At 66.9% G+C, this 9,468-nt stretch carries 9 protein-coding genes and 1 tRNA gene; 4 read left to right on the forward strand and 6 right to left on the reverse strand.

Annotated features, from left to right (window positions below; translation table 11 throughout):
- Window positions 1–72 precede the first annotated feature (72 nt).
- Complete coding sequence (locus tag ORI27_RS11655; RefSeq protein ID WP_265997000.1) at window positions 73–729, reverse strand: hypothetical protein; 657 nt, start codon at window positions 727–729, stop codon at window positions 73–75.
- 210 nt (window positions 730–939) lie between these two features.
- Here ORI27_RS11655 and ORI27_RS11660 point away from each other — a divergent pair, with 210 nt between their 5' ends.
- Window positions 940–1,335, forward strand: a complete 396-nt coding sequence (locus tag ORI27_RS11660) for a hypothetical protein (protein WP_265997001.1) — start codon at window positions 940–942, stop codon at window positions 1,333–1,335.
- Between the two features lie 118 nt (window positions 1,336–1,453).
- Window positions 1,454–1,999, forward strand: coding sequence for a DUF5666 domain-containing protein (locus ORI27_RS11665; RefSeq protein WP_265997003.1), 546 nt, complete (start codon window positions 1,454–1,456; stop codon window positions 1,997–1,999).
- Between the two features lie 57 nt (window positions 2,000–2,056).
- On the opposite strand, the gene ORI27_RS11670 is transcribed toward ORI27_RS11665, so the two are convergent.
- Complete coding sequence (locus tag ORI27_RS11670) at window positions 2,057–3,568, reverse strand: SulP family inorganic anion transporter (RefSeq protein WP_407666285.1); 1,512 nt, start codon at window positions 3,566–3,568, stop codon at window positions 2,057–2,059.
- A 336-nt stretch (window positions 3,569–3,904) separates the two neighbouring features.
- Window positions 3,905–3,978: transfer RNA gene (locus tag ORI27_RS11675), tRNA-Ile, on the reverse strand.
- Between the two features lie 74 nt (window positions 3,979–4,052).
- On the opposite strand from ORI27_RS11675, the gene ORI27_RS11680 reads away from it, so the two are divergent.
- Both ORI27_RS11680 and ORI27_RS11685 read left to right on the forward strand, forming a co-directional pair.
- Window positions 4,053–5,084, forward strand: coding sequence for a threonine aldolase family protein (locus ORI27_RS11680; protein ID WP_265997142.1), 1,032 nt, complete (start codon window positions 4,053–4,055; stop codon window positions 5,082–5,084).
- Window positions 5,081–5,668, forward strand: a complete 588-nt coding sequence (locus ORI27_RS11685) for a histidine phosphatase family protein (protein WP_265997005.1) — start codon at window positions 5,081–5,083, stop codon at window positions 5,666–5,668. Before ORI27_RS11680 ends, ORI27_RS11685 begins: the two co-directional genes overlap by 4 nt.
- Window positions 5,669–5,671: 3 nt before the next feature.
- On the opposite strand, the gene ORI27_RS11690 is transcribed toward ORI27_RS11685, so the two are convergent.
- From ORI27_RS11690 to ORI27_RS11700, 3 genes are all read right to left on the reverse strand, one after another.
- On the reverse strand, window positions 5,672–6,511 hold the full coding sequence (locus ORI27_RS11690) for a carboxymuconolactone decarboxylase family protein (RefSeq protein WP_265997006.1): 840 nt from the start codon (window positions 6,509–6,511) through the stop codon (window positions 5,672–5,674).
- Window positions 6,512–6,518: 7 nt separating this feature from the next.
- Window positions 6,519–7,880 carry a metallopeptidase TldD-related protein gene (locus ORI27_RS11695; RefSeq protein ID WP_265997007.1) on the reverse strand — a complete coding sequence of 454 codons (1,362 nt, stop codon included), beginning with the start codon at window positions 7,878–7,880 and terminating at the stop codon, window positions 6,519–6,521.
- Window positions 7,881–7,952: 72 nt separating this feature from the next.
- Window positions 7,953–9,467 carry a TldD/PmbA family protein gene (locus ORI27_RS11700; protein WP_265997008.1) on the reverse strand — a complete coding sequence of 505 codons (1,515 nt, stop codon included), beginning with the start codon at window positions 9,465–9,467 and terminating at the stop codon, window positions 7,953–7,955.
- Window position 9,468 lies beyond the last annotated feature (1 nt).

The following is a 9,468-nucleotide window of genomic DNA, read 5'->3' on the forward strand; positions in this document are numbered from 1 at the left end:
TGGACTTTGGTCATCGGTGTCGCGGACCAACGGTCCGAAGGCGGCAGCGCTGGGTTTCCCGCCACCGAGTACTCACTCCAGGTCGGGCAGAGCGGACTCGATCGCGGCGACCTGGGCCTTCCCGACGGTCTCGATGTAGTCCTGCGGGACCGGGCTGAGGTCATCGGGTCCGCTACCGAACACCATCACCACGACGGTCCGGTCCACCGTGAACAGCAATGCCGCCATCGCGGACTTGCCGTCCGGCGACGTGCCGATGGTGGCCTGCGCGTCGGGGGTGATACCCGGCAGCGGTGTCGGCGTGCCGGTCACCTGAGACGGCACGCTGTTCGCGGCGCCGGTCAGCGCCGTGGCGGCCTGCGAGGGGTCGTCGGCGATGATCACCGAGACGTTGATGGCATTGGTTCCCGACGTGAAGGTCTGGGTCACGTCTGGTGGCGGCGGCGTCATGGTCACCTTCGGCTCATCGCCCGTCCACGGCGACGTACCGATGGGCGGAAGGTCGGCGGCGGTGATGAGCAGCGACGCGTAATCCGGCGTGGCCTCATCCGCTGTCGCCTCAGCGCTGGCGGTCTCGGCCGCCGAGGTGGTCGTCGTTGTCGACGTCGTCGTGCTCGTCTCCGATGACGAGGACGAACTGTCGTCCTTACCGCAACCGGCGACGACCAATCCGAGCGCCACGGCGGCCGCCGTGACCCGCACGATCGCTCGCGTGCTGACAATTTCCATAGCGGCGCGCTCCTTCTGGCCACACCCCGCTGGTAGGCCAGCTGCAGCGTAAGCGAGCAGGGCCGCAGGTCAGCGCGGATTTCGCAGAATTGTCGGCGGTACTTGCCCGCACTTCTGGATGACTAATTCATGCCGGACCTCGACGATGCCGCGTTGTCCTTCAGAGACACGTCGAATTTGTAGCGCTCAGGCCTCCACAACTCGATCCTGTTGCTGCCCCAGGAAGGGTCGGACACCGACAACACAGTGATCAATCACTGCCGCTGGGACAAGCTGCGCAACATCCTGCCGTCCTTGGTGTTCAAGCCCTCGTTCCGCCGCTATGTGCTGGCCAATTTCGAGGCGAACAACACGGCTGCGATACCGATCCTGTACCGGCTCGCTGATCTGAGCTGGACCAGCCGCGCTCACCGCCGCAACGGCGGTGACCGAAATTCGCGCGTTGTTCAATTCAGCGCGTCACAGCCAGGCAGTGCCGCCGATAGTGTCGATTCACCAACGTCGGTGAGGAGCAGCCATGCCAAAAGCAGCGATCACCCGCTACTCGATGCTAGCGATCGTCGGGGTCACCGCATTGTCGGCCGTCGCCTGCAACTCATCCAATAACGTTGCGCCAAGCTCATCTTCGACGACACCGAACACCACATCGGCTGTGGCGCCGAGCACCACATCGGCGGCAGCGTCGCCCCCATCTCAAGAGAAGGTCAACGGTGAGGACGAGGTCGTGGGGTCGATCGCATCGGTGTCGGGCACGACGATCCAGGTGACCGGGCCGCAGGGATCCTCGGCGGTGGCCTTCTCCCCGTCGACGAAGATCATGGAGTTGACACCCGCCAAGCTGACGGACATCACCACGGGCTTGTGTGTCACCATCAGGCCCGCAAGCGGAGCAGAAGGCAGCACCGTCACCGCGGCGGCGGTCGTAGTCGGCGCGTCCAGTAGCGGTAAGTGCGAGAAGACCGGTGGCGCTGACAACGGAGGGCTGCCGCGCAGTCCGCTGGGCGGCTTCCGCGGCACGGTCGATTCCGTCGGTGACAACACGGTCGTCGTCACCACCATCGGCGCCGACGGAAGCACTGAGACAACCACGGTTCAGGTCGACGACACGACCGTCTTCGCCGATCGGCACCGCGCGAGCGCTGACGCCATCGTCGAGGGCAAATGCATCATGGCGGGCGGCACCAACGACACCGGGGGCACGTTGCAGGCGTTGACGATCAACCTGCCGTTGGTCATCGACGGCAAGTGCCCGCAACCCACTGCCAGCTGACATCGGGGCCGGAAGGCCTCTTGAAGTAGGGCGGGCTTTCGCCGTTCCTCACCGATCTCAGTGCGCGGCACCCAGCATTCCGGAGAGCCGGTCGTGCCGGTCGGCGGAATCGGTATTGAGGCCGACGATCTCGACGTGCTTTCCCCTGGCGTGATACTTCGTAGTCACCGCATCCAGGGCGGCCACGGTCGAGGCGTCCCAGATGTGCGACTGCGACATGTCGATCACTACGTTGGGCGGGTCGTCGGTGTAGTTGAACTGATAGACCAGGTCGTTACTGGATGCGAAGAACAGCTCACCTCTCACCCGATATGTCACGGAGTCGACGGCGCGACCACTACCCTGCTCGTCGGGCTCGGTGATTTTCTCGACGGTGACCAGGTGGGCGACGCGGCGAGCAAAGAGCACGACGGCGGTCAGCGCCCCGACGATGACGCCGTACGCGAGGTTGTGCGTGGCAACGGTGACCGCGACCGTGGACAGCATCACCAGCGTTTCGCTGCGCGGCATCCGACGCAGCGTTGTCGGCGCGATGCTGTGCCAATCCATCGTGCCGACCGAAACCATGATCATCACGGCCACCAGTGCGGCCATCGGAATCAGCGCCACAATATCGCCCAGACCGACGACCAGACCCAACAGGAACAACCCGGCCAGAAACGTCGAGATGCGGGTGCGGGCACCGGAAACCTTGACGTTGATCATGGTTTGGCCGATCATCGCGCAACCACCCATGCCGCCGAATAGGCCGGTGACGACATTGGCGACGCCTTGGCCCCAGCCTTCGCGGGTCTTGTTGCTGTGGGTGTCGGTGATGTCGTCGACCAATTTGGCCGTCATCAGCGACTCCAACAGGCCCACCAGCGCCATCGCCAAGGCGTAGGGCGCGATGATCGACAGGGTGGCCCAGGTGAACGGCACATCGGGGAAGAACAGTGTCGGCAGGCTCGACGGCAATTCACCCTCATCGCCCACGGTGGGTATTCGCACTGAGAAGACAATCGCGACAACGGTCAGGAGCACGATCGCGATCAGAGGGGCTGGAACCATCGTTGTCAGTTTCGGCAGGAAAACCATGATGACCAGACCGACGGCTACGAACGGATACACCAGCGTGGGCACGCCCAGCAGATGAGGCAATTGTGAGGTGAAGATCAGAATCGCCAGCGCGTTGACGAATCCGACCATCACGCTGCGCGGAATGAATCGCATCAACCGGGCGACACCCAGCACGCTGAGCAGAATCTGCAGAACTCCCGCGAGCAGAACCGCCGCCACGAGGTAGTCGAGACCATATTGGCGGGCCAGAGGCGCGATCACTAGGGCGATTGATCCGGTCGCTGCTGAGATCATCGCGGGGCGACCACCGACAAGGGCGATGGTCACCGCCATCGTGAACGAGGCGAACAGCCCTACGCGGGGATCGACCCCGGCAATGATGGCGAACGATATTGCCTCCGGAATCAACGCGAGTGCCACCACCAACCCGGCGAGCACTTCGGTCTTGAGTCGCGTGGGTGACCGCAGCGCCGCGATCACCGATGTACTGGGATCGCCTGCCTCGCGCACAGTCGGCGCAGGCGAAAGCTCTCGAGAAGACACAGCATTCCGTTCGATTGAGTGCGAACCGCAGGGCGCAGCCACAGTTCCAATGCGCAGAATTGACAGTCTCGACGCTGCGAAACCCGTCGGGCCTTGCGGCCGATTCGGCGTGGGTGGCGTCGGCCTCTGCCGGTCGGAACCCTACCCCGGCCTCAGGCACGACTAGAAATTTCGTAAGCCACGTCACTGAACTCGCTTCGCCACCGGAGCCGGCTGCCGTGGGTCGACGCGGGTGGGCAGCCACGCACCACTCCCTCGTCCAGAGAGCGCCAAACGTCAGCCGAGGTCAAACAGGCTCTGAAGTAGGGCGGGCGGGGCTCGAACCCGCGACCAATGGATTATGAGTCCACGGCTCTAACCAACTGAGCTACCGCCCCCTGGCGCATATCGCGGCCACCATGGTCCCATGCCGCGCCGCGCCCACGGTACTCCGCCCACGGGCAGTGACATCATGGACAGGGTGCCCGCCGTGTCCACCGCCTTCGCCTCCGACAACGCCGCCCCCGCACATCCCAAAGCGCTCGACGCGATCCTGGCCGTCAACGACGGCACCACCCCATCCTACGGCGACGACCCGATCACCGAGCGCGCCGCCGAGCGGATCAGAGAAACCTTCGACTGCCCCAACGGCGACGTCCTGTTCGCGTTCACCGGCACCGGCGCCAACATCATCGCGCTGACCGCCGCGGTCCGGCCCTGGCACGAGATCCTCTGCAGCGACATCGCCCACAGCCTGCTCGACGAGGCCGGCGGTCCCGTCCTGGTTTCCGGCGCCAGCCTGGTCGCGCTGCCCAGCGACGACGGCATCATCGACCGCACCCTGCTGGATCGCCGCGTCACCCGCCGGGGCGACGTCCACCACTCCCAACCGCGCATCGTCACCATCACCCAGTCCACCGAGAACGGGCGGGTCTGGCAGACCGAGGCCATCGCGGAGTTCGTCGACCACGCCCACGAGCTCGACCTGCTGGTCCACGTCGACGGCTCACGTGTCGCCAATGCCATTGCCGCCCTCGATGTCCCGCCGGCACAGGCAGTCGGTGACGCCGATATCGTCACCATCGGCGGCACCAAGAACGGCATGCTGTTCGGTGATGCGATCCTGGTGCGCCGTCCCGAGCACTTCGCCGGTATCGAGTTCGTGCAGAAGCAGATCGGCCACCTGGCGAGCAAACACCGCTATGTCTCAGCGCAATTCGACGCCATGTTGGCTGACGGTGAATGGCTCGAAGCCGCCGCCCATGCCAACGCCATGGCCACGCGGCTCAGCAGCGGGATGACGGCCCTGGGCCTGCACCTGAGCTCCCCGACCGAAGCCAACGAAGTGTTCGTCGACCTGACCCCCGAAGCGTTGATCGCTGTACGCCAGCAGTTCGCCGTGCACGCACCGGACCCACACAAGCCGGCGGTACGGTTCGTCTGCTCGTGGGCCACCACCGACGACGACGTCGACGCCGCGTTACGCGCGTTGGCTCAGCAGTGAAGGAGTCCGAGATCACCCACCCCGCAGTGACCACCGTGTATCTGGCCCGCCATGGCCGCACCGCACTCAACGCCGAGGACCGGATGCGCGGGCTCAGCGATCCGCCGCTCGACGAGGTGGGGGTAGCCGAAGCAGCCCGGCTGGCTGCGGTCCTCGGCCCGACAAGGCCGGTGGCCGTGATCAGCAGCCCCCTGAAGCGTGCGGTGGCCACCGCGCAATCAATCGCCGACGCCGCCGGGATCGCGGCCACCGTCGACGATCGCCTCAACGACCGCGACTACGGACCGCACACCGGGGCCAAACGCGCGGATGTCATCGCCCACTACGGCAGTATCGACAACGCGCCGGGAGTCGAGCCGCTGGCTGCCGTCCGCCAGCGCGCGGTGTCCGCCTTCACCGAGTTGGTCGCCGAATACGACAGCGGTCCTTTGGTTCTCGTCTCGCATGACGCGTTCAACCGGGCGTTGCTCAGCCAGCTCGACCCGACCCTGATCGACGCGCCGCAGCGCACAGCCTGCTGGAACCAGCTCAGCGTCGTCGACGGCACCTGGCGCGTCGATGTCTACGACCAGAAGCCGGAATAGGACTCAGGCGAACTGCGTCTGACCGTCCGCGTCGATGAAATAGCGTTCGGTCCCCTCTTCGACGCGGGCCGCGTCGGCCTTCAGCGCCACCGCGATCTTGTTGCTCGCGTTGCGCATCACATCCAGAGTCAGCTCGCGGGCCTGCTCGTGCGAGAAGTGCTCGCGCACACCGGATGCCACCGACTGGCTGATGCGGGCCGGCGACCAGATCAGCGCATCGGCGTACCGCAACGCCGCCTTCTGCCCGTCGGTCAGCAGCTCCGAGGACTCGTAGTGCTCGATGTCCTGATACAGCGACTCGCTGCCGCCGGCGTCCAGGGCGTTGCCGTCCCGCAGCGATTTGCACAGCCGGCAGTTATGCGCGACCGCCCCGCGCAACCGCACCACCTCGGTGGTCACCGGATCCAGCGACCGCAGCCGCGCCACCCCGGGCAGCAGGCGGTTGAACAGCACGTCGGCGGCGTCGATGCCGGCATCCCACACCGGCGCGGCGGGCACCCAGTCGACCGGCAGGCCGAGCACCTCCAGACCGCCCCGCACCCGCGGCAGGAAGTCGGCGACGAACATCTGCACCACCGCCCCGAACATCGCCGGGCCCAGGGTGGTCAGCGATTCGCGCTGGCGATCCGACACCGCCGACACGTCGACGCTGAACTGCTCGGCGAATTCGGCCACCACCTTCTCGGCGTCCGTCTCCGGCGCTCGCACCGGCGTCTGCGCGGGCAGCGGCGGCAGCGACAACGTCTGGCCGCAGGTCGCACGGACCAGTCCCACCAACCGCTGCTGGTCGACCGGTGACTGCACCACCAGGTCGGCCAGCACTACGTCAAGATCGTCAGCCATCCTTGGATTATTGCGCCTGGCTGACCGACGACATGTGGAAGTCGGGGATTCGCAGCGTCGGCATCACCGCGCGGGTCGCCCAGTCCCCCCACTCGCGGGGCAACGTCTGCTCGGCCACGCCCGCCTCGGTGGCCCGCCGCAGCAGATCCAACGGACTCTCGTTGAACCGGAAGTTGTTCACCGCGGCGGTGACCTCACCGTCCTCGATCAGGTAGACACCGTCGCGGGTCAATCCGGTCAGCAGCAGGGTGGTCGGATCGACGGTGCGGATGTACCACAGCGTGGTCAACAGCAGGCCACGTTCGGTGGCCGCGATCATGTCGGCCAAATCGGCGCTGCCACCGGTCATCAGCAGGTTGTCGGCGGGCACCGCCGGCGCCGTCCCGAACTCGGCCGCCGCCGCGCGCGGGTAGGCCAGCGCGTTGATGACGCCGTCGCGGATCCAGTCGACCCGGCCGATGTCCATCCCGTTGTCGAACACCGAGACCGATTCCGAACTGCCGGCGGCGGCGACGAACGGTGCGCACTGCAGGCCCGCGGCGAACGGGTCGGAGTACATCGTCAGCGGGAGCCCGGTGAGCTTCTCCCCCACCCGGGTGCCACCGCCGGGGGCCGACAGTGCGGTGCGGCCCTCTTCCGCGCCGCGGCCATCCATCGACCAGCCCAGGTAGATCATCATGTCCGCCACCGTCGAGGGCGGCATCAGTGTCTCGTAGCGGCCCGCGGGCAACTCGACGGTACGGCTGGCCCAACCCAGGCGCATCGCCAGATCGTCCAGCAGCGCATCGGTTCCGACCTCGACGAACCACGGTGTGCTCACCCCCGCCCACGCGCTGGCGCCGTCGCGTTTGGCGTTGATCTCCACGGTCCCGGTCGGCTGGGTGAAGCGTCGGCGGATCCCGGTGGAGGTGGCCAGGAAGGTGGTCTCGACGAGGTGGTGGGCGTAGCCGTAGAGCCGGTCGGCACGCCCGAAACCCGCCGACAGCGAGTCGGCGACGTCGGCGAACACCGCGGCACCGGTCTCGGGCACCGGTGCGTTCCAGTCGTCCGGGATCCCCTCGCCCGGCAGCAACGGTGCGCTGTCGCGGGCGTTGGGCGCGGCGTGCGCGGCCTGCTCGGCGGCGGCCACCAGGAGCGGAATCGCCGCCGGATCGACGTCGCTGGTGCGGATCGCGCCGGTGTGCGAGGTATCGCCTTTGCGCACAATGGAAATCACCGTGGTGATACGCGTCGTCGAGACACCGTTGGTGGTCATCGAATTGCCGGCCCAGCGCAGGGAGGCTTCGGCGCGGTCGGTGACGATGACGACGGTCTCGTCGACGGTGGCGGCCTGCAGCGCCAGTTCGACGACCTGCTGTGCGGGGATCATCGGCTCCACCCCGATTTGGCCTCTTCGCTGGCGCTCATCGACTCCACCCCGATTTGGCCTCTTCGCTGGCGCTCATCGACCGGCCTCCTCACGGGTGTTGAGCACGTTCACCCCGCGGAACAGCGCCGACGGGCAGCCGTGGCTGACGGCGGCGACCTGACCGGGCTGGGCCTTGCCGCAGTTGAACGCCCCGCCCAGACGCCAGGTCGACGGCCCGCCGACGGCTTCCATCGAGTTCCAGAAGTCGGTGGTGGTGGCCTGGTAGGCGACATCGCGCAGCTGGCCGTCCAGCCGACCGTTCCGGATCCGGTAGAACCGCTGGCCGGTGAACTGGAAGTTGTAGCGCTGCATGTCGATCGACCAGGACTTGTCGCCGACGATGTAGATGCCGTCATCGACCCGGCCGATCAGATCGTCGGTGCTCAGATCCTCGGCGCCGGGCTGCAGTGAGACATTGGCCATCCGCTGGATCGGGACGTGGTGCGCCGAATCGGCGTACGAGCAGCCGTTGGATCGGGCCTGACCCAGCCGCGGCGCGAACACCCGGTCGAGCTGATAGCCGACGAAAATGCCGTCGCGCACCAGATCCCAACTTTGGGCTGCCACCCCTTCGTCGTCGTATCCGATTGTGGCCAACCCGTATTCGACGGTACGGTCGGCGGTCACGTTCATCACCGGGGAGCCGTAGCGCATGGTGTTCAGCTTGTCGGGGGTGGCGAACGAGGTGCCGGCGTAGGCCGCCTCGTAGCCGATCGCACGGTCGTATTCGGTGGCGTGCCCGATGGATTCGTGAATGGTCAGCCACAGGTTGGTCGGGTCGATCACCAGATCGGTCGGGCCGGCGACCACGCTGGGCGCCTTGGTTTTCTCCGCCAGCAGGATGGGCAACTCGGCCAGCTCCGTGCTCCAGTCCCACACGTCGTCGCCGGCCAGGGCCTCCCAGCCGCGGGCCATCGGCGGGGCAAGCGTCCGCATCGACTCGAAGCTGCCGGCGGCGGCGTCGACGGCCACCGCCTCCAGCGCCGGCATCACCCGCACCCGCTGCTGGGTGATCGACGAGCCGAAGGTGTCGGCGTAGAACACCTGCTCCTTGACCGTGTTGGCCATCGCCGATACGTGGTCGACCCCGTCGGAAGCCAGCAGCCGGCCCGAGTACTCCCCCAGCAGCGCGATCTTGTCGGCGGTCGGCACCGTGAACGGGTCGATCACGTAGGTCGACACCCAGGTCGCGTCGGTGTAGACGGGCTCGTGCGCCAGCTCGATGCGCTCGGCGTTCAGCACCGCCAACGAGGTCGCCACCTCGACCGCGCGGCGGGCGGTATCGGCGGCGACCCCGGGGTCGAGTTCGGCGTGCGAGGCCAAGCCCCAGGTGCCGTCGACGATCACCCGCACCGCCAACCCGATCTCCCGGTCGGTCACCGCACTCTGCAGCTCACCGTCGCGCAGCTGCACCACTTCGCTGGTGATGGCGTGAATACGCAGGTCGGCGTAGCTGGCGCCGGCCGCGCGGGCCGCTGACAGGGCCGCGTCGGCGAGCGCATGGCGGGGCAGGGCCAGGAAGTCGGCGTCAACATCGCGTGGGCTCACG

Origin of the sequence: Mycobacterium pinniadriaticum, assembly GCF_026242045.1 — a bacterium.
Classification (GTDB): Bacteria; Actinomycetota; Actinomycetes; order Mycobacteriales; family Mycobacteriaceae; genus Mycobacterium; species Mycobacterium pinniadriaticum.